This is a genomic window from Kitasatospora sp. NPDC022785 (genome assembly GCF_055561295.1).
Genome location: NZ_JBVHHB010000031.1, coordinates 60,650 through 78,893, shown reverse-complemented (window position 1 = coordinate 78,893; position 18,244 = coordinate 60,650). Strand labels below are relative to the sequence as shown.

General features: G+C 74.2%; 17 protein-coding genes and 1 pseudogene. 6 read left to right on the top strand and 12 right to left on the bottom strand.

The window, feature by feature from the left end:
• Nucleotides 1–9: 9 nt before the first annotated feature.
• From ACZ3YO_RS34450 to ACZ3YO_RS34440, 3 genes are read right to left on the bottom strand one after another with little or no spacing between them, the layout of a single operon-like run.
• Nucleotides 10–1,419, bottom strand: coding sequence for a hypothetical protein (locus ACZ3YO_RS34450; RefSeq protein WP_465577414.1), 1,410 nt, complete (start codon nucleotides 1,417–1,419; stop codon nucleotides 10–12).
• Between the two features lie 6 nt (nucleotides 1,420–1,425).
• Nucleotides 1,426–2,217 (bottom strand): hypothetical protein, encoded by a 792-nt coding sequence (locus ACZ3YO_RS34445; protein ID WP_465577411.1) that lies wholly within the window; start codon nucleotides 2,215–2,217, stop codon nucleotides 1,426–1,428.
• Nucleotides 2,218–2,244: 27 nt separating this feature from the next.
• A complete protein-coding gene (locus ACZ3YO_RS34440) occupies nucleotides 2,245–2,508 on the bottom strand; it encodes an ABC transporter permease (RefSeq protein WP_465577409.1) in 264 nt (87 codons plus the stop codon).
• A 433-nt stretch (nucleotides 2,509–2,941) separates the two neighbouring features.
• Here ACZ3YO_RS34440 and ACZ3YO_RS34435 point away from each other — a divergent pair, with 433 nt between their 5' ends.
• The gene (locus ACZ3YO_RS34435; RefSeq protein ID WP_465577518.1) at nucleotides 2,942–3,787 is read left to right on the top strand and encodes a class I SAM-dependent methyltransferase; all 846 of its coding nucleotides are present in this window, start codon (nucleotides 2,942–2,944) and stop codon (nucleotides 3,785–3,787) included.
• A 4-nt stretch (nucleotides 3,788–3,791) separates the two neighbouring features.
• Here ACZ3YO_RS34435 and ACZ3YO_RS34430 read toward each other — a convergent pair whose 3' ends face one another.
• A complete protein-coding gene (locus ACZ3YO_RS34430; RefSeq protein ID WP_465577407.1) occupies nucleotides 3,792–4,421 on the bottom strand; it encodes a TetR/AcrR family transcriptional regulator in 630 nt (209 codons plus the stop codon).
• A 257-nt stretch (nucleotides 4,422–4,678) separates the two neighbouring features.
• Between ACZ3YO_RS34430 and ACZ3YO_RS34425 the strand changes: the two genes are divergently transcribed.
• From ACZ3YO_RS34425 to ACZ3YO_RS34415, 3 genes are read left to right on the top strand one after another with little or no spacing between them, the layout of a single operon-like run.
• Nucleotides 4,679–5,437: an SDR family oxidoreductase gene (locus ACZ3YO_RS34425; protein WP_396325222.1), complete on the top strand. Its 759-nt coding sequence runs from the start codon at nucleotides 4,679–4,681 to the stop codon at nucleotides 5,435–5,437.
• A complete protein-coding gene (locus tag ACZ3YO_RS34420; RefSeq protein ID WP_465577405.1) occupies nucleotides 5,434–6,234 on the top strand; it encodes an SDR family oxidoreductase in 801 nt (266 codons plus the stop codon). The genes ACZ3YO_RS34425 and ACZ3YO_RS34420 overlap by 4 nt, the downstream gene beginning before the upstream one ends.
• Nucleotides 6,231–7,202 carry an NADPH:quinone oxidoreductase family protein gene (locus tag ACZ3YO_RS34415; RefSeq protein WP_465577402.1) on the top strand — a complete coding sequence of 324 codons (972 nt, stop codon included), beginning with the start codon at nucleotides 6,231–6,233 and terminating at the stop codon, nucleotides 7,200–7,202. The genes ACZ3YO_RS34420 and ACZ3YO_RS34415 overlap by 4 nt, the downstream gene beginning before the upstream one ends.
• A 70-nt stretch (nucleotides 7,203–7,272) precedes the next feature.
• Here ACZ3YO_RS34415 and ACZ3YO_RS34410 read toward each other — a convergent pair whose 3' ends face one another.
• Nucleotides 7,273–8,139: an NAD(P)H-binding protein gene (locus ACZ3YO_RS34410; protein ID WP_465577400.1), complete on the bottom strand. Its 867-nt coding sequence runs from the start codon at nucleotides 8,137–8,139 to the stop codon at nucleotides 7,273–7,275.
• Nucleotides 8,140–8,238: 99 nt separating this feature from the next.
• On the opposite strand from ACZ3YO_RS34410, the gene ACZ3YO_RS34405 reads away from it, so the two are divergent.
• Nucleotides 8,239–8,652: a winged helix-turn-helix transcriptional regulator gene (locus ACZ3YO_RS34405; RefSeq protein ID WP_465577398.1), complete on the top strand. Its 414-nt coding sequence runs from the start codon at nucleotides 8,239–8,241 to the stop codon at nucleotides 8,650–8,652.
• Nucleotides 8,653–8,793: 141 nt separating this feature from the next.
• Here ACZ3YO_RS34405 and ACZ3YO_RS34400 read toward each other — a convergent pair whose 3' ends face one another.
• From ACZ3YO_RS34400 to ACZ3YO_RS34390, 3 genes are all read right to left on the bottom strand, one after another.
• Entirely contained in the window at nucleotides 8,794–10,101 is a 1,308-nt protein-coding gene (locus ACZ3YO_RS34400) for an alpha/beta hydrolase family protein (protein ID WP_465577395.1), read from the bottom strand.
• A 130-nt stretch (nucleotides 10,102–10,231) separates the two neighbouring features.
• On the bottom strand, nucleotides 10,232–11,461 hold the full coding sequence (locus ACZ3YO_RS34395) for an acyl-CoA dehydrogenase family protein (RefSeq protein WP_465577392.1): 1,230 nt from the start codon (nucleotides 11,459–11,461) through the stop codon (nucleotides 10,232–10,234).
• The gene (locus tag ACZ3YO_RS34390) at nucleotides 11,461–12,489 is read right to left on the bottom strand and encodes a phosphotransferase family protein (RefSeq protein ID WP_396325215.1); all 1,029 of its coding nucleotides are present in this window, start codon (nucleotides 12,487–12,489) and stop codon (nucleotides 11,461–11,463) included. The genes ACZ3YO_RS34395 and ACZ3YO_RS34390 overlap by 1 nt, the downstream gene beginning before the upstream one ends.
• 158 nt (nucleotides 12,490–12,647) lie before the next feature.
• On the opposite strand from ACZ3YO_RS34390, the gene ACZ3YO_RS34385 reads away from it, so the two are divergent.
• Complete coding sequence (locus ACZ3YO_RS34385; protein ID WP_465577388.1) at nucleotides 12,648–13,745, top strand: hypothetical protein; 1,098 nt, start codon at nucleotides 12,648–12,650, stop codon at nucleotides 13,743–13,745.
• A gap of 173 nt (nucleotides 13,746–13,918) precedes the next feature.
• Here ACZ3YO_RS34385 and ACZ3YO_RS34380 read toward each other — a convergent pair whose 3' ends face one another.
• The 4 genes and pseudogenes from ACZ3YO_RS34380 to ACZ3YO_RS34365 all read right to left on the bottom strand — a co-directional run bounded on the left by ACZ3YO_RS34380 (nucleotide 13,919) and on the right by ACZ3YO_RS34365 (nucleotide 18,085).
• Entirely contained in the window at nucleotides 13,919–14,818 is a 900-nt protein-coding gene (locus ACZ3YO_RS34380) for a Gfo/Idh/MocA family protein (RefSeq protein ID WP_465577385.1), read from the bottom strand.
• Nucleotides 14,819–14,861: 43 nt separating this feature from the next.
• Nucleotides 14,862–15,539, bottom strand: a complete 678-nt coding sequence (locus ACZ3YO_RS34375) for an O-methyltransferase (RefSeq protein ID WP_465577383.1) — start codon at nucleotides 15,537–15,539, stop codon at nucleotides 14,862–14,864.
• Between the two features lie 104 nt (nucleotides 15,540–15,643).
• Nucleotides 15,644–17,287: pseudogene (locus ACZ3YO_RS34370) on the bottom strand (IS200/IS605 family accessory protein TnpB-related protein); the annotation flags it as partial.
• 129 nt (nucleotides 17,288–17,416) lie between these two features.
• The gene (locus tag ACZ3YO_RS34365) at nucleotides 17,417–18,085 is read right to left on the bottom strand and encodes a DedA family protein (protein ID WP_465577380.1); all 669 of its coding nucleotides are present in this window, start codon (nucleotides 18,083–18,085) and stop codon (nucleotides 17,417–17,419) included.
• Nucleotides 18,086–18,244 lie beyond the last annotated feature (159 nt).

The window sequence follows — 18,244 nt, the reverse complement described above, 5'->3', positions numbered from 1 at the left end:
GACTACGGGCTACGCGGCCCGGTGGAAGAAGAACGGGTCGAGCGAGGTCGGCACCCGGTGGACGCCATCGATGTCGAACAGCTGACGGGTCACGAAGTTGGCCCGGCGCTGGTACGTCACGCCTGCCGGGAAGTTGGCGTTGTCCGGCAGGTTGTCGCCCGCGAACACGCCGTAGAAGTCCCGGCCGACCGTGATCATCCGGATGTAGTCACCGAGGAACGGCTTCCCGTTCAGTCCCACCGACGGGCTCAGCGCGGCCTGGTGCAGCACCTGCCGTGCCGGCGCCGTCTGCCAGCCGTCGGCCGTCAGTTCCAGCACCGTCCGCCACTGGTCCTCGACGAACTCCTGGTAGAGCAGCCCCACCAGGCCGTCGGAGTTGACCGCCAGCGCGGGGTTGATGGCCGTGGAGGGCGCGGAGTTGACGGGCGGTGTGCGGGCGGCGGACCACGTCCGGCCCCGGTCGGCCGAGTGCTGCAGATGCAGGGTGTTGTCCACCCCGGCCGGCCCGCCGACGCGGTCACACCAGGCAACCCAGACGCTTGCCGAGTCGCGGGGGTCGACCGCGATCGTCAGGTCACCGCCGAGGCGCTGCCCGTCGATCTCGTCGTCGAACACCACGAACCGCTGGGCCGCGGCCTTCTGGCCGACGATCCCGTTCGAGTCGGTGAGGGACCGGAACGGGTTGGGTCCGACGCCCCCGCTGTCGTCCCGGGTCACCACGACGTCGAAGGTGATGTTGCGGAGGTTGGGTCCGGTCCGGTTCTGCCAGCTCGTGAACACCGCGTACACCGTGCCGTCGGGATGCACGGCGATCCGCACGGGCGGCCCGTCCTGGCCGGCGGTCGAGCGCCGCTCGATCGGCGTGGCCACGAACCCGGACGGCGCCGGCGCGGTCGGGGAGGCGTCCGAGGCATCCACGGAGGCGGTGCGTCCGCCACTCAGACCGAAGTCATTGCTGCCGACGTAGACCCGGCCACGGCCGTCGCCGTTCGCGACGGGCTCGGTGACGACCCAGGGCTGGTCCGGCCCGCCGCGGTCGACGAGGATCTGCATCGGCGTCGTCGATCGCGGGTCCGGCGTCCGCAGGATCTGCATCCGGAGACGGGTCGCGGTGCTCAGCCGGGCGTTGAGGATCCCCGCGTAGAGGGTGCCGCCCGTGGGCGTGAAGCCGACGGTGATGTCGGCCGTCCCGGTGCCGGGGACACCACCGGGGACGACGTTCCTCAGCACCCAGGTGTCGCCGCCGTCCGTCGAGACGTAGATCGGCGCGAGCGGGCCGCCCATCGGGTCGGGGGTGAAGGCGGTCGCGACGAGCTCGTCGGGATTCTCGGGGTTGACCGCGAGGTTGGGCTCGCCCTTCTGGCTGATGTCACCGCTCAGCGACCTCGGAGTGATGTTGACGATCTTCAGTGTGGGCACGACGGCTCACCTCCGCTCCTGCAGCACCGCGAGCATCCGCGTCGGCTGGCAGTCGTCGGGATGGAGCAGCTGGAATCGCGCCGCATCACGCAGGGCGGCGGACTCGTCGTCGGCGCCCTCCGTGGCGTGCAGGATCCACATGCCCTGCTGTCCCGGACTCGGCTTCGGGACCCGGTACCAGTGGATGTCCCGGCTGTTGGGGTAGAGGACGGAGAGCCGTCCCGGGGGGACGTCCCCCGACTCCACGTGACTCACGTCCAGCTGGGCCCGCCACCAGTCGGGGTCGTGCTCGGAGATCGGGCGGCCCTCGTTGCCCGGCAGCTTCTCCAGGCCCACGACGGTGCCGATGACCACCGCGTCCGCCTCACCGGCGTGGGCGGTCATGTCCTCGTCCCTGATACCGCGCAGCACGGCCGAGAAGGGCATCGCGTCGGCCGTGGTGGCCGCGAGGGTCAGGTGCGGCTGGACGTCGTCGGCGGGCAGCCGCCCGACCTCGTCCACGGCGAGCCCTTCGCCATAGACCGCGCCCTTGGTGAAGAACGCGGCCGTATCGCCGACCGCCGGCGGGGCGAGGTCGGCGGACAGCTGGACGGTGACCTCGCTGCCGGCGAGTCTGCGGAACGCGTCGGGCGCGTGCAGCACTTCGTCGACCTGGACGACCGCGGTCCGTTCGTCGGCGGTGACGGCCGCCAGGGGCGTGCCGCCCAGCCGGGTGACCCTGCCGACGAAGCTCAGTGGGGCCTGCCGGACCAGCTCGGGTATGGACTCCGGCGTCACGGCAGGCGTGCCATCAGGCATGGTGGTTTTCCTTCCCTGGGTCGGCCGTCACCGCGCTGCCCGGGCGGCGGCCGGATGGGTCCTGCGCCACTCGGTCCGTGCACCGACGGCGCAGGCGACGGTGACCGTGGCAGTGATGGCGACGATCAGCCACTCGGCCGCGCCGCTGCCGGCATCGGGGTCGAGACCGAGCAGCAGCTCGATCCAGTCCGGCCAGACCAGGGTGACCAGGAAGAGCAGCCCGGAGAGGCTCCCCAGGGCGATCTCCAGCCAGAAGAGCGGGCGGACCGGACTTTCGGAGTGGAAGGGCATCTCGGCGCCTCCCCTCTCTGCCGCCCGGGCCCCGCGTGGCGCCCACGCCCGGTGTGATCGCTCACGGGCGCGACCGGCCGCACCGGCCCGGGTCGGGTGTCGGCCCCGTCGGGGCCGCCGGTCGGGGGGCAGGCCGCCCACGGGGAGGGGTTCGCTTCGGGTACGTGGTCGGGTCCCGGATCCGCGGGTGCGGACGGGGGCACGTACACCTACGAGGCACGCATACCTTGTACACAAGTCTCCGCGCACCTCCGAGCCCGGTCAAGGGCGGGCCGCCCCCGTCCGCGACACCCGGGCGGGCCGCCGAATCCCGTCCGCGACACCCGGGCGGGCGCATCGGGCCAGCGCCGGCGGGGGCGCGTCGGTAGCTTGGGTGGGACGGCGGCGCGCCGCAGACGGCGGCGCACGGCAGCGGATCATCGGGCGGGTGCAGATGGCCAGCGGCGAACTCGATCTCACCGGACTCCGGCGCGTCTACGGACGGCCGGGCAGCCGGCTCTTCTACACGGCGGTCTGCCGCAACGCCCGGCACTGGGGGTGGACGGAGCCCGGGCAGTCGAAGTGGCGCTGCTGGCGGGCGCAGCGACAGCTGGAGGGTGTCCTCGGCCGGAAGCTGGCCCTGCCGGCCGGCTCGCGGGTGCTGGACGCCGGCTGCGGCGCGGGCGTGGTCGCGCGGGAGCTGGCGAAGCGGTTCGGCCTGCGGATCACCGGCGTGGACGTGCTGGACTTCCACGTCCGCGAGGCCCGCCGGCTGAGCGTCCGGGCCGCGCTGGAGGACCGGACCACCTTCTCCTGGGGCGACTACCACGACCTGGAGTTCGCCGACGGCTCCTTCGACGGCGCGTACTCCATGGAGACCCTGGTGCACGCCTACGACCCGGCGCGCGCCCTGGCCGAGTTCCACCGCGTGCTGCGGCCGGGCGGCCGGCTGGTGATCCTCGGGCCGGTCGGAGCGCCGGCGGAGGAGATGAGCCCCCGGGACCGCGCGGTGCTGGAGCCGTACCTGGACGCCATGTCGTTCCCGGGGGCGAAGCGGTACGACACCCGGAGCCTGAACGACCTGCTGACCGGGGCGGGCTTCCGGATCGAGGAGGCGCTCGACGCCACCGCCCGCTACCGCCCGACCTCGGACGCGCTCTACGCGTACTTCCGGGCGCCGTACGCGCTGCTGCGGCTGTTCGGCCCGGCCGAGCGGTGGCTCGGCCTGCGGTCGGTGGTGGAGATGTACCAGATCCGGGACCACGTCTCCTGGTACGTGCACACCGCGGTCAAGCCCTGAGCCGTCAGACCTTCGCGCCGAGCATCCGCAGCACCAGGTCGCCGTAGCGCCGGCCGAGCTCCTCCGGTGTCTCGCTGCTGCGCCCGGTGTACCAGCGGGAGACGTCGATGCCCAGCGAGGTGACGGCGCGGGCGGCCGTCCGCACCTCGGCGACCTCGAAGGCGCCGGCCGCGGCGCCCTCCTCGATGAGGTCGCTGACCTCGCGTTCGATGTCCAGCCGCAGGGCGGCGACCACCGCGTACGCGTCCTCGGGGAGCGCGTGCAGCTCGTAGTTGACCACCCGCCCGACCGTCCGGGCGCGGGCGTGCCAGGCGGTGAACTGCTCGACCAGCCGCCGCATCCGGGCCACCGGGTCTCCCCCGCCGGTCACCGCGGACCGGACCAGCTCCAGCGTGGCCGCGTGGCCGGCCCGGCTGATCTCGGCCAGCAGGGCGGCCTTGGAGGGGTAGTGGATGTACAGCGCCGCCGGGCTCATGCCGGCACCGGTGGCGATGTCGCGGGTGGTGGTGGCGTGGAAGCCGCGCTCGGCGAAGGACTCGACGGCGGCCTGGAGCAGCCGGTACGCCGCCTCCGGGCGGGCGTCGGCGCCGCCGGGCAGGGGGGGCCAGAGGTCGGCGATGGGCGTGCTGGTCATGGCGCCATCCTCCCAGATCGGTCGTACAGGCATTCCGGTCGCACGGTCCGTCGTCGGTGACGGGCGGGCGCTGCGGACTGTTGACAGGGTCCCGCACCGACAGCATGCTAAGCAAGCGCTTAGTCAGAGCCCGGCCCGGACACCCGGCCGGGCCGCCACCGGCCGGGAACGACCACCCGGGCGACACCACCCGGGCGACACCGCCCCGGCGACACCGACCGGCCGCCCCCGCGGCCGGAGCACGTGAAAGGACCTCCGTGGTGCACTCCTTCAAGGGCCAGGTGGCCGTCATCACCGGATCCAGCCGGGGCATCGGCCTCGGGATCGCGCGCGAGCTGGTCGCGCGCGGCGCCCGGGTCTGCCTGACCGCCCGCAACGCCGAGCCGCTCGCCGAGGCCGTCCGCGACCTCGGCGGCCCCGAGGTCGCCATCGGCATCGCGGGCAAGGCCGACGACCCGGCCCACCAGGACGAGGCGGTCGCCCGCACCCTGGAGGCCTTCGGACGGCTGGACCACCTGGTCAACAACACCGGCATCAACCCGGTCTACGGCCCGGTGCTGGACACCGACGAGGCGGCCGCCGCCAAGATCCTCGCCGTCAACGTGCTGGCCCCGCTCGCCTGGACGCGCCGTGCGCACGCCGCATGGATGGGCGAGCACGGCGGTTCGGTGGTCAATGTGGCCTCGGTCGCGGGCATCCGCTCCTCGCTCGGGATCGGCATGTACGGGGTGTCCAAGGCCGCGCTGATCCGGCTCACCACCGAGCTGGCCGCCGAACTCGGCGGCCAGGGCATCCGGGTCAACGCCGTCGCGCCCGCCGTGGTGAAGACCCGGTTCGCCGAGGCACTCTTCGAGGGCCGCGAGGAGGAGGTCGCCGCCGCCTACCCGCTGGGCCGGCTCGGCGTGCCGGAGGACATCGCGGGCGCGGTGGCCTTCCTGCTCTCCTCCGACGCGGGCTGGATCACCGGCCAGACCCTGGTGGTCGACGGCGGCGTGACCCTGGGCGGCGGGCTGTGAGCGGCACCGGGGGGACCACGGACCTCGCCGGCCAGGGCGTGGTGGTCACCGGCGCCGGCCGGGGCATCGGCGCCGCGCTGGCCCGCGCCTTCGCGGCGGCCGGCGCCCGCGTGGTCGTCAACGACCTGGACGCCGCGGCTGCCCGCGCGGTGGCCGCCGAGACCGGCGGCACCGCCGCCCCCGGGGACGCCGCCTCGGCCGAGGGCGTCGCCGCCCTGGTCGGCCGGGCCCGCGAAGCACTCGGCGAGATCGACGTCTGGTGCGCCAACGCCGGCGTCGCCCCGGTCGGCGGGGCCGGCGCCCCGGCCGCCGTCTGGGCGAGCGCCTGGGAGGTGAACGTACTCGCCCACGTCCGGGCCGCCGACCTGCTGCTCCCCCGGTGGCTGGAACGCGGCACCGGCCGGTTCGTGGCCACCGTCTCGGCCGCCGGGCTGCTCACCATGCTCGGCTCGGCCCCGTACGCCGTCTCCAAGCACGGCGCGCTGGCCTTCGCCGAATGGCTCTCCGCCACCTACCGCCACCGCGGCCTGCGCGTCCACGCGCTCTGCCCGCAGGGCGTGCGCACCGACATGCTCACCTCGACCGGCGCGGTCGGCGAGGCGCTGCTGGCGCCCACCGCGCTGGACGCCGAGGACGTCGCCGAGGCGACCCTGGACGCGGTGCGCCGGGAGCGCTTCCTCGTCCTGCCGCACCCCGAGGTCGCCGAGTACTACGCCGTCCGCGCCACCGAGCCGGACCGCTGGCTGGCCGGCGTCAACCGGCTCCAGCAGGGGCTGGAGAGGAGCAAGGCGCTGTGAGGGCCTGGCAGGTCACCGAGCTGGGCGAGCCGCAGGAGGCCATGCGGCTCGTCGAGGACGTCCCCCGGCCGGCCCCCGGGCCGGGCCAACTGCTGGTCCGGGTGCGGGCCGCGGCCGTCAACTTCCCGGACGCGCTGATGGTGCGCGGCCAGTACCAGGTGCGCCCGCCGCTGCCGTTCACCCCCGGGGTGGAGCTGTGCGGCGAGGTGGTGGCCGGGGAGCGCGCCGGCGAGCGGGTGATCGGCAACCCGGTGCTGCCCGGCGGTGCCTTCGCCGAGTACGCGCTGCTGGAGGCGGCGGCCGCGTTCCCGGCCCCCGGGGTGCTGGACGACGCCGAGGCGGCCGCGCTGCACATCGGCTACCAGACCGCGTGGTTCGCGCTGCACCGGCGGGCCGGGCTGCGGCCGGGCGAGACGCTGCTGGTGCACGCGGCGGCGGGCGGGGTCGGCAGTGCGGCCGTCCAGCTCGGACGGGCGGCGGGGGCGCGGGTGATCGCCGTGGCCGGCGGGCCCGAGAAGGCCGCCGTCGCCCGGGAGTCGGGCGCCGACCTGGTGGTGGACCGGACGGCCGGGGACTTCGTCGCCGCGGTCAAGGAGGCCACCGGCGGGCGCGGCGCGGACGTGGTCTTCGACCCGGTCGGCGGTGCCGCGTTCACCGGGTCCACCAAGTGCATCGCCTTCGAGGGCCGGATCGTCGTCGTCGGCTTCGCGAGCGGCGAGATCCCGGCGGCGGCGCTCAACCACGCGCTGGTGAAGAACTACGGCGTCCTCGGCCTGCACTGGGGCCTCTACAACACCCGTGACCCGCAGGCCGTCCGGGCCGCGCACGAGGAGCTGACCAAGCTGGCCGAGGTCGGCGTGGTCCGCCCGCTGGTGAGCGCCCGCCTGCCGCTGGCCGGGGCGGCCGAGGCCGTCCAGCGGGTCGCGGACGGGCGCAGCACCGGGCGGGTGGTCGTCCTCGGCGGGTGACGCCGGCCCGGCGGCCCGGCGGGTGACACCGGCCCAGCGGGTCGGCGGGTGACGCCGGCTCACGGGCGGCTCACCAGGCCGCGTCCGTGCCCTCGGCGATGACGTCCAGGGCCGGGCGCGGCGTCCGGCCGAGCAGCGCGGCGAGGTCGCCCGGCTTGCCCGGGCCGGCCAGGAAGCCGTGCGCGATCACCGAGTAGGTGCCGGCCACCATCGGCACCTGGAAGGCTTCGGCACCCGAGGCGGCGACCGCCGCCCGCGCCTGGGCCAGCGTGCCGGGCCGGTACTCGACGGGCTTCCCGCTCGCCCGGGTCAGGGCCGCCGCGACGTCGGCGCCTCCGACCGCCTCCTCGCCGACCAGCTCGTAGACCCGCCCGGCGTGCCCCTCCGGGGCCAGCGCCACCGTGGCCGCGACCTCGGCGAGGTCCGCGCGGGCCACCGCCGCGAGCCGGCCGTCGCCGAGCGGCGCGCTGATCACGCCGTCCCGGTCCGGCGAGGCGAGGAAGCCCAGCAGCTCGGCGTAGAGGCCGTTGCGCAGGATCGTCCAGCGCAGCGTCCCGGACTCGCGCAGCCGGCGCTCGGTCCAGCGGTGCGCGAGCGCGTAGGCGAGGTGGTCGCCGTCGCCGGAGAGGCTGGTGTAGACGACGTGCCGGACGCCGGCCCGCTCGGCGGCCTCGATCGCGGTCCGGTGTCGGGCGATCACCACGTTGTCCTCGCCGTAGCCGGCCGAGATCAGCAGCAGCGTCCGCACCCCGGCGAAGGCCTCGGCCAGGGTCTGCGGCCGGTCGAAGTCCACCGTCCGGACGGGGACGCCGAGCGCCGGGGCCCGCTCGGGGGTGCGGGTGCCGGCCACCACGCCGTCGAGGCCGCCGGGCAGCTTCGCCAGCCGCTCCAGCACCAGGGTGCCGAGTCCGCCGTTGACACCGGTGACGAGAAGCATGATTCCTCCAGAACCGTTCCTGGGCCTGCGGCCGAGCACCGCGCCCTGCTCTGCGACCATCCTCGGTAGCCTGGGCGTCCGACGTAAGGAGGCACTTCCATGTCTGTGGGGCACACCGCGGTAACCACCCCCCGGCCGGTGGTCTGGTGCGAGGACGGCGTGGACTGCGGGATCCGCGACCTGCTCGACCGACTCGGCGACAAGTGGTCGGTCCTGGTGATGGTCGAACTCGCCCAGGGTGTACGGCGGTTCCGCGATCTCCAGCGCGCCGTGGCGGGGATCTCGCAGCGGATGCTGACCCTGACGGTGCGCCGGCTGGAGCGGGACGGCCTGGTGTCGCGGACCGTCCACGCGACCGTCCCGCCCCAGGTGGAGTACGAGCTGACGCCGCTCGGCCACAGCCTGACCCACCTGATCCGGGCGATGGCGGACTGGTCCTACGACCACCACGACACGATCGTCGACTCCCGGCAGGCCTGGGACGCCGCCAACCCGGGCTCGGAGATCCGCTAGCGCGGCGCGGGCGCCGGCACACGGGCGTGAACGCGGGCGTCGGCACTCGGGCGTCAGCGGGCGTCGGCACTCGGGCGTCAGCGGGCGTCAGCGGGCGTCGGCACTCGGGCGTCAGCGGGCGTCAGCGGGCGTCAGCGGGCGTCAGCGGGCGAACTCCATCTCGGGGAAGCGCGGCGAGGGCCCGTCCAGCAGGTGGTCGTCGTGCCCGCGAAGCCAGCGGTCGAAGAAGGACGCGACGTACGCCCGGGTGGCGAGCACCGCCCGGTCCGGGCGGATGTCGCCGACGTCGGCCCGCACGGCCTCCCCCGACACCGCGCCCTGGCGGGCGAGTTGGGGCAGCAGCGACTGCGCGTCGGTGTACGAGCCGTGCCGGGAGCCGGTCAGGGTGACGTCGGCCTTCCAGCCCCGGGTGTGCTGCCAGAAGGCGTCCCAGCCGGGCTGGTGGTGGTAGTCGCCGGAGTCGTCGCTCCCGGTGCCCATCAGCAGGAACGGGCGGTCCAGGCCGTCCTCGGCGACACTGCCCAGATGCACGCCCGTGCCGTCCGGGCCCGGGAAGTGGAGCTGGCCGTCCATGTTGACGCCGGCCGCGATCCGGGGGTCGTCGTGCATGGTCTGGGCGGCGGTGAAGCCGCCCGCCGAGTGGCCGGCCATGCCGATCCGGCTGAGGTCCAGCGAGGCGCCCAGCCGGGCGGGCAGCCGGCCGTCGGTGCGCAGCGCGGCGAGCTCGTCCAGCACGAAGCGGGTGTCGTCGACCCGGGTCTGCATGGCCTTGCGCAGCAGGGCGCCGATGTCCAGGCCGGGGCCCGCCATGCCGGGGAGGACGGACTCGGCGAGGCGGCCGTCCGGGAACGCCACCTCGGAGGCGTCGTAGGGGTGGTCGACGGTCACGACGACGTAGCCGCGGGAGGCGAGGTCCTCGGCCAGGCCGGTGCCCCAGGTGCGCGGGTCGCCGAGCCCGGCCGAGTAGAGCACCACCGGGCGGGGCCCGCCGCCGGGCAGCACGGGTGCGTTCTGCCGGGCGTGGGTGCGCACTCCGGACCAGTCCGTCCGGCCGGGCTCCGCCCCGTAGTTGAAGACGGAGGCACCGTCCTTGCCCCCGAAGTGGTCGGCGGCGCGGGGCTCCATGTAGCGGGCCCGCTCGTCGCCGTACGCGGGTCGGGTGGTCGGGTACCAGAAGCTGACCATCAGCTCGCGCAGCCGCCCGGGCTGCCACGGGTCCTGCCGCCCGAGGTCGGTCAGGTGCAGCGCGGTGGTGCCGACGGCGTACGGCCCGGTGGGCTGCGGGAGCCCGGCCTGGGCCTGCCGTTCCGTCACGGCCGGTGCCGTCACCGCCGTCGCCGGGGCGGCCGCCACGCCCAGCAGCGTCGTCGCCGCCAGCACCGCGGCGATCCCCGTCCGCGCCGCCCGCCCCTGTCCCCGCCCGTGCATCGTGCCCCAGCTCCCCGTCATACCCCGGCTCCCCGTCGTGGTGGCCCGCCGTCCGCCGGCCGGCCCGTACGCCGACAGTACGGGCCGGGGTGGTGCACGAACGTCATACTGCGGTGCCAACCCGCCGGGTACTACCCCGGTATGACACCGGTCAGCGGTACCGCTTCAGCTCGCGCCGGGCCAGCGAGCGCTTGTGCACCTCGTCCGGTCCGTCGGCGAGGCGCAGCGTCCGGTTGCCGGCCCAGAGCTGGGCGAGCGGGGTGTCCTGGCTGACGCCGGCCGCGCCGTGGGCCTGGACGGCCTTGTCGAGGATCCACTCGACGGTGCTCGGGGTGGCGATCTTGATGGCCTGGATCTCGGTGTGGGCGCCGCGGTTGCCGACGGTGTCCATCAGCCAGGCGGTCTTGAGCACCAGCAGCCTCAACTGCTCGATCCGGACGCGGGATTCGGCGATCCAGTCCTGCACGACGCCCTGTTCGGCGAGCGGCCGGCCGAAGGCGACCCGGTCCAGCGTCCGCCGGCACATCAGCTCGACGGCGCGCTCGGCGATGCCGATGGCCCGCATGCAGTGGTGGATCCGGCCGGGCCCCAGCCGGGCCTGGGCGATGGCGAAGCCGGAGCCCTCCTCGCCGATCAGGTGGGCGGCGGGCACGCGGACGCCGTCGAAGTGCACCTCGGCATGGCCGCCGTGGTCGGAGTCGTCGTAGCCGAACACCTTCATGCCGCGCCGGACGGTGACGCCGGGGGTGTCACGCGGGACGAGGATCATGCTCTGCTGCCGGTGCGGGTCGGCGGCCGGGTCGGTCTTGCCCATCACGATGAAGATCCGGCACCGCGGGTTCATCGCCCCGGTGATGTACCACTTGCGGCCGGTGACGACGTACTCGTCGCCGTCGCGCTCGATCCGGGTGGCGATGTTGGCGGCGTCGGAGGAGGCGACGTCGGGCTCGGTCATCGCGAAGGCCGACCGGATCTCGGCGTTGAGAAGGGGTGCCAGCCACTGCTCCCGCTGCGCGTCGGAGCCGAACTGGGCGAGCAGCTCCATGTTGCCGGTGTCGGGGGCGGCGCAGTTGAGTGCGGGCGGGGCGAGCTGCGGGCTGCGGCCGGTGATCTCGGCGAGCGGCGCGTACTGGAGGTTGGTCAGGCCGGCGCCCCCGTCGCCCGGAAGGCCCTGCCGGTCCGTCAGGAAGAGGTTCCAGAGCCCCTGCTTGCGCGCCTCGGCCTGGAGCTCGGCGACGATCGGCGGGACGGCCCAGGCCTCCCGGGCCGGGTCGGCGAGCTGGGCCTCCAGCACGGGTTCGGCGGGGTACACGTGCTGGTCCATGAAGGCCAGCAGGCGCTCGCGCAGTTCGAGGGTGCGGGTGTCGTGGGCGAAGTCCATCAGCGGTCCTTGAGGGTGGTGAGGCCGTGGTCGGCGAGGACGGGCGCCATCTCGCCGGCCCGTTCGAAGCCGGCGCCGAGGGTGCGGCCCTGCCGGAAGCGGAAGTGGATGCCCTCGGCGACGACGGCGAGCTTGAAGGAGGCGAAGGCGACGTACCAGTCGAGCTCGGCGGCGTCGCGTCCGGTGAGCCCGGCGTAGCGGGCGACGAGTTCGCCCGCCGGGGGGAAGCCCGGGGCGGTGGCGGCGGAGGGGATGATGCCGCCGCCGACGCCGGCCAGCTCGGTGTACATCACCAGCAGGCCGACGTCGGTGAGCGGGTCGCCCAGGGTGGACATCTCCCAGTCCAGGACGGCGGTGATGGTGTCGTGCTCGTCGACCAGGACGTTGTCCAGCCGGTAGTCGCCGTGGACCAGCGCGGGCGCCGGGGAGTCGGGCAGCCGGGCGGCGAGCAGGTCGTGGAGCCGGTCGACGTCGGGCAGCTCACGGCTGCGGGAGGCGGCCAGCTGGGTGGACCAGCGGCGCAGCTGCCGCTCCAGGTACCCCTGCGGGCGGCCGAAGTCGGCGAGCCCGACCGCGGCCGGGTCCAACCGGTGCAGGGTGGCGAGGGTGTCGACCAGCTGCTCGCCGAGCGCGTGGACACGCTCCGCGCCGAGCGCGGCCAGCGGCGCCACGTCCCGGTGGGCGGTGCCGGGCACGTACTCCATCAGGTACCAGGGAGCGCCGAGCACCTCCGTGCCGGCGTCCAGCAGCAGGGTGCCGGGGACGGGCACCCCGGTGCCGCGCAGGGCGGTCATCACGCGGTGCTCACGGCCCATGTCGTGGGCGGTGGCGAGCACGTGCCCGAGCGGGGGCCGGCGCAGCACCCAGCGGGCGGCGCCGTCGGTGAGCACGTAGGTGAGGTTGGAGCGGCCGCCCTCGATCAGCTCCGCCCGCAGGGGGCCGTTCACCGTGCCGGGCAGTTCCCGCTCCAGGTGGGCGCGGAGCCGGGCGAGGTCCAGCCCGGGCGGGTCGGCGGGGGTGTCGGGCATGGGCTCACTCTCCTGGTCGAAAGCCTGGTCGAGACGTGCTGACTAAGCGCTTGCTTAGCATTCAGCCGAGGGGTGCGCCCTGTCAATGCCGCCGCACCGACCGCCCGGCCGGCGGCCCGGGCGGCCGCCCGCCCGCCACCACCGCCAGAATGGGCGCCATGAGGTTGATCCACACCCTGGCCGGCGTGCTGCTCCTGCTGCTGACCATCGCCAGCATCCTGCGCACGCTCGTCGTCCCGCGCGGCCTGTACTCGTCCCTGGTGCACCGGCTCTGGCGGATGCTGCGCACACTGCTGCGGCTCTCCGCCACACCGTTCGGCACCTACCGCGCACAGGACCGGGCACAGACCTGGCTGGCCCCGCTGATCCTGGTCGGCATGCTCGGAGTGTGGCTCGGCAGCATGCTGGTCGCCTACACGCTGCTGCTGCACGGCACCTCGGAGCTGGACTGGACGGTCTCCTTCCGGGAGGCCGGGTCCAGCCTCTTCACCCTCGGCTTCGCCAGCGGGGACCGGCTCCACCTCTCGGTCATCGACTTCCTCGCCGCCGCCAGCGGCCCGCTGGTGATCGCCCTGCAGATCGCCTACCTGCCCACCCTGTACAGCGCCTACAACCGCCGCGAGGTGGAGGTGACCCTCCTGCAGTCCCGCGCCGGCGAGCCCGCCTGGGGGCCGGAGCTGCTCGCCCGCCAGTCCCTGGTGGACACCGAGACCGCGCTCCCCCAGCTCTACCGCGACTGGGAGCGGCTCGCCGCCGACATCGGCGAGAGCCACTCCAACTACCCCGTGCTGCTCTCCTTCCGCTCCCCGCAGCCGAACCGGAGCTGGGTCGTCGGCCTGGTCGCCGTCATGGACGCGGCCGCTATCCACCTCGCGGTCAGCCCGCGCACGGCCCCGCCCGAGGCACGCCTCGTCCTGCGCGCCGGCTTCACCGCGCTGCGCGACATCGCCCGCTCGCTGCGCGTCGGCTTCGACCCCGATCCGGACCCGGAGACGCCTATCCGCCTCACCTACACCGAGTTCGACGCGGCCGTCGCCATGATCACCGCAGCCGGCTTCCCCCGTGACCGCGCCACCGCCGACGCGTGGCCGCACTTCCACGGCTGGCGCGTCAACTACGAGGCCCTGGCCTACGAGCTGGCCCGCCGCAGCGACGCCGTCCCCTCCCTCTGGACCGGCCCGCGCGACTTCCACGCCCCGTCCATCCCCCCGGCCCGCCCGGCCGACCGCCGCCCGGGGACGGCGGGGCGGGCGTGACGGCGGGGCGGGCGTGACGGCGGGGCGGGCGTGACGGCGTGACCCCGCCGCCGGGGCGTGTCGGGGGCACGGGGGCCGGGCGGGGGCCGAGCACGACGGCCGAGCACGACGGCCGAGCCGGGCCGGGCGCCCGGTGCCGCGGTGGCACGAAGCGCCGACGGCGCCGCGACGGCTCAGACCTCGACCGGGCCGCCGGAGGCGAGCGAGCGTTCGGCGGCGGCGAGGATCTCCACCGTGCGCAGGCCGAAGGCGGCCCCGCACGGGTGGGGCTCGCCGCTACGGGCGGACTCCGCCAGGGCGTCCAGGGCACGGTGGAGGGCGGCGACCGGGCCCTCGCCACGCTCGGGGAGGTGAACCACGCCGGACTCCCCGCGCAGCTCCATGCCCGTGCCACCGGCCGCGAACGGCGCGGTCAGGCTGAGCGCGAGCGTGCTGGACGCGCCGCCGGCGTGCCGCAGGACGAGGTGGACGGTGTCCAGCGGGCCGGCCGCAGCCGTCACCTGCGTGGCGTCGCCGAGCACCGGCAGCAACACGGAGAGCGCGTGCGGGCCGACGTCCCAGAGCGCGCCCTTCTCCTGCCGCCAGGGCGAGGCCGCGTACGGGCTGGTGCTGTCCGGGGCGAACACCGAGCCGAGCCAGTCGGAGCGGCCGGTGAACCAGCCACCGGCGGCGGCCTGCTTCTCGATCCACGGGATCTGCTCGCCGCCGAAGCGGACGGTGAAGAAGACCACCGACGCGACACCGTGCGCCTCGGTCGCCCGGACCACGCGCCGCGCGTCCGGGACGGTCAGCGCGACCGGCTTGTCCAGCAGCAGGTGGCAGCCGGCCTCGGCCGCGCGCACCGCGAGGTCGGCCTGCACGGTCGGCGGCAGGGCGATGGAGACGGCGTCCACCTCGGCGAGCAGCCGGTCGAGGTCCGCGTACCCGGGGACGCCGTGGGCCGCGCCGAGCGCGTCGGCCGCCTCGGGGCGGCGTGCCCAGACGCCCGCGAACTCGTAGGAGGGGTGCTCCGCCAGGACGGGCGCGTGCACCCGCTCCGCCCAGGGGCCGGTGCCCAGCAGTCCGATTCGCATGCCGTTCGCGCTCCTTGCTTTCTCGCCTGCCGGTGTACCGACTTCAGCTCTGTACGCGGGCCAGGGTGAACCCGTCGTAGCCCTTCGTGCCGACGGTCTGCACGGACGTCGCGGTCACCCGCGGCTCGGCCGCGATCAGGTCGTGCAGCCGCCGGGTGGCGGTGATCGCCGGATCGGTGCTGCCGGCGTCGGCCACGGCTCCGCCGCGCACCACGTTGTCGACGACGATCAGCGAGCCGGGCCGGGTCAGCTGGACCGCCCGGGCGAAGTACTCGGGGTTGCCCGTCTTGTCCGCGTCGATGAAGACCAGGTCGAACGGCTCGACGCCGTCCGCCACCAGGGCGGCCAGCGCGTCGGCGGCGCGGCCGACCCGCACCTCGGCGACCTGCTGCAGCCCCGCCCGGGCGAGGTTGGCCCGGGCGACCTCGGCGTGGGCCGGGCTGATCTCCAGGGTGATCAGCCTGCCGTCCGCGGGCAGCGCCCGGGCCAGCCAGATCGCGCTGTAGCCGCCGAGCGTGCCGACCTCCAGGATCCGCCGGGCGCCCTGGGTCAGGGCCAGCAGGTGGAGCAGCTTGCCCTGGTTGGGGGCCACCGCGATCCGCGGCAGCCCGGCCGCGTCGGCGGCGGCCACCGCGGCCTCCAGCACCGGATCACGGCCGACCAGCTTCTCGGAGAAGTACGCGTCCACCGCGTCCCACGTCTGCTGCGCCTGCTCCGCCATTGTGCCCTCCACCTGCCGCTTTACATGCCACCGCCGGGGTAGCTCGATGCTACCGTTCCTAGGACTGCGCAGGAGTAAGTCCTGTTGCCAGGTCCCCGCATCAGCCGGACACCCCGAACGGTCTTGGGGGTCCTGGTTGACCGCGTTCACTCCGCGTCCGGGCGCTACGGATCGTGTCCGCGGTCCGGGACGACGGGGGCGGGCTTCCTCGCACACGGGGTCCCCCGGCCGGGCCTGGACGCTCCGATGCCCGTAACGATCACTCCGGTCGCTACGGGGCGGTTGTGTCCGTCGCCGGGCCGGGTGACCCTGTGCGCGCCGCCCGATCACGAGGCTCGCGGCCTCGTGGCGGGTGGTCTTCCGGGCTGGGGTGCCGGTCGGCCTCTGCCAATGCTCGGCACCCCAGCGAGAGGTGTACGCCGGATCCACGGCGACGATCGCGATGCCTGCCTCAGCGGCCATCGACACCAGACGCGAGCGAAGCCGCGCTGTCGGGAAGCGGGAGATGAGCTGCCGGAATTGCTTGCGGCGGCCGTGCTTCTCCCGGGTCTTCCCATCGGTGAAGTCCAGGTCCTCGATTGCGACCGCCGCGACGCCACACTTCCGCGCCCAGTGCAAAAGCCGCGTGGTCGCGTGGCGGATCTGCGCATCCCGACGGTCCACCCCACCGGTCAGGTCATAGTCGAAACGGCGTGGCGAACCAATCGGATTGCCATGGGTGTCAAGGAGCCAGGCGGCATAGTGATCGTTGTTGGTGTCCACGCCGATCACACCGCACGCCAGCACTGCGGCCAGAGGGATATCGCGGACTGCCGGGGGCTGCCACGAGACAGCCAGGTACCAGCGATCGCGGTCGCTGTCATGGCGGATGGTGTAGGCGACAGCGCGGTTGGCCTCGATGTGCTCGGCCCATTCCCGACCCCGGTGTCGGAAGGCCACTTGCGCGGTGATGGTGTACCGCCCGTGCCGGTCGTTTGCGAGGTGGGCGAGTGGGACCGGCAACTTGACACTCACGGTGCCGCGGGGGGTGACGCGGATGGTTTCGTTGCCGTACCGCTTCCCGGACTCCCCGTCGGCGGATAGGAACATCCGCGCGTCATCCCAGCGCTGCCGCCACTGCCCGACAGTGAGATCAGCCGCGGCCAGGTTGTGGCGGGTATTCGCGAGCCTCTTCGCTCCGCGGACCACATGTACGACCCCGGCCACACGATCGGCGGCGACCTTCCCCCGACGTTCCTCCAGTACGGCCAGACGACGGGACTTCACGTGCCACTCCTGGCGGGACCGATAGCCACCCGGAGCACGATTGGTCCCCTTCTCGCCGACGGGTAGGGACAGCCGATGGCGGATCACCGCGATACCGGTCTCGAGAGTCTCCAGATGCGCGGCTTGGCCCCTCCGCGCCAGCGCCCACTGGTCGTGGGTGGCTTTCGTAATGCTCCCCGCCCACCGCGATGACGACTCCGCAGTCAGCTCCCGCTTACGCACCGCCACCGCTCGGTGGTGTGCCCCAGCCCGTCCCCACACCGTGCCGCCAGATCCCGACCGGCCAGGGAGCCCCGGTGCACGCCGACAGCGCGTACCACCGTGGCCTCGTCTGCCGTCAGCCGCAACCGCGTGCGGACCGTTACGCAGGACGGTCCCTGGACGAGGAACGGCGCGTCGAAGGAGCGCAGCCCCGATCCGGACGGTGTCGCCGCCCCCTCGGGCGACGACACCGCCCCAGCAGAAGGTGCCCGAACCACCATGTCCCAGACGCTAGCCGGAGCCACTGACAATCCAGCCGTGCACCGAGCCCGCAACCAGCGCGCGAACCTACTTGAGAGGTTGAAGGCAGTCGCGTGCAGAACCGGCGGTGTGCCGGCTCCGGCGGTCCGTCAGTCGACGGCGGGTGCGGGCTCCGCGGCGGTGGTCGCGGCCGCCGCCTCCTCGGCCTCGCGCTCCCGGGCGGCCTTGGCGGCCCGGCGCTTCATCAGCCAGGCCGAGGAGATGCCGACCAGCACGGCCAGGACCAGGCCCAGCCAGGAGAAGCGCTTCAGCCACTGCTCGGCGACCTTGCCGACCTGGTACACCAGCAGCGTGGTGCCACCGGCCCAGACCACACCGCCGAGCACGTTGGCGATCAGGAACTTCCAGTACGGCATCCTGAGCGCGCCCGCCAGCGGCCCGGCGAAGATGCGCAGGAGCGCGATGAAGCGGCCGAAGAAGACCGCCCACATGCCCCACTTCTGGAACGAGCGCTCGGCCGTGGCCAGGTGGTCCGGCCCGAAGTGCTTGGGGAACTTCCGCCCCAGCTTCTCGAACAGCGGCTTCCCGCCCTTGCGCCCGATCGAGTAGCCGATCGAGTCGCCGATGATCGCCCCCAGGATCGCGCACACGGCCACCCAGACCGGGCTGACCACACCGCGCGCGGACAGCAGCGCCGCCGAGACCAGCGCGATCTCCCCGGGCAGCGGGATGCCCAGGGACTCCAGCCCGATGATCAGGGCGACCAGGGCGTAGACCGCACCCGGTGGGACGCTCTCGATCCAGGCGTCGATGTGCAAGGCCAGTACCTCCGTGGCAGGACGAGCCGCGGTGGCGGCACGCGGCGGTGCCTGGCCGGCGGTCTCGGCGTCGATCCGATGGCGGCACCCAGGCCGCACCCCGAAAGTTCAGCCTAACGTGCCGAGGCGGCCTGTCCCCCCGGCCGATCACCCGCCTTT

Coding starts and splice junctions, on each gene's coding strand:
- ACZ3YO_RS34445 (WP_465577411.1), bottom strand. CDS start 2,217: ATGCCTGATGGCACGCCTGCCGTGACGCCGGAGTCCATACCCGAGCTG.
- ACZ3YO_RS34410 (WP_465577400.1), bottom strand. CDS start 8,139: ATGCTTCTCGTCACCGGTGTCAACGGCGGACTCGGCACCCTGGTGCTG.
- ACZ3YO_RS34380 (WP_465577385.1), bottom strand. CDS start 14,818: ATGCGAATCGGACTGCTGGGCACCGGCCCCTGGGCGGAGCGGGTGCAC.
- ACZ3YO_RS34395 (WP_465577392.1), bottom strand. CDS start 11,461: ATGGACTTCGCCCACGACACCCGCACCCTCGAACTGCGCGAGCGCCTG.
- ACZ3YO_RS34375 (WP_465577383.1), bottom strand. CDS start 15,539: ATGGCGGAGCAGGCGCAGCAGACGTGGGACGCGGTGGACGCGTACTTC.
- ACZ3YO_RS34430 (WP_465577407.1), bottom strand. CDS start 4,421: ATGACCAGCACGCCCATCGCCGACCTCTGGCCCCCCCTGCCCGGCGGC.
- ACZ3YO_RS34400 (WP_465577395.1), bottom strand. CDS start 10,101: ATGACGGGGAGCTGGGGCACGATGCACGGGCGGGGACAGGGGCGGGCG.
- ACZ3YO_RS34385 (WP_465577388.1), top strand. CDS start 12,648: ATGAGGTTGATCCACACCCTGGCCGGCGTGCTGCTCCTGCTGCTGACC.
- ACZ3YO_RS34390 (WP_396325215.1), bottom strand. CDS start 12,489: ATGCCCGACACCCCCGCCGACCCGCCCGGGCTGGACCTCGCCCGGCTC.
- ACZ3YO_RS34405 (WP_465577398.1), top strand. CDS start 8,239: ATGTCTGTGGGGCACACCGCGGTAACCACCCCCCGGCCGGTGGTCTGG.
- ACZ3YO_RS34435 (WP_465577518.1), top strand. CDS start 2,942: ATGGCCAGCGGCGAACTCGATCTCACCGGACTCCGGCGCGTCTACGGA.
- ACZ3YO_RS34440 (WP_465577409.1), bottom strand. CDS start 2,508: ATGCCCTTCCACTCCGAAAGTCCGGTCCGCCCGCTCTTCTGGCTGGAG.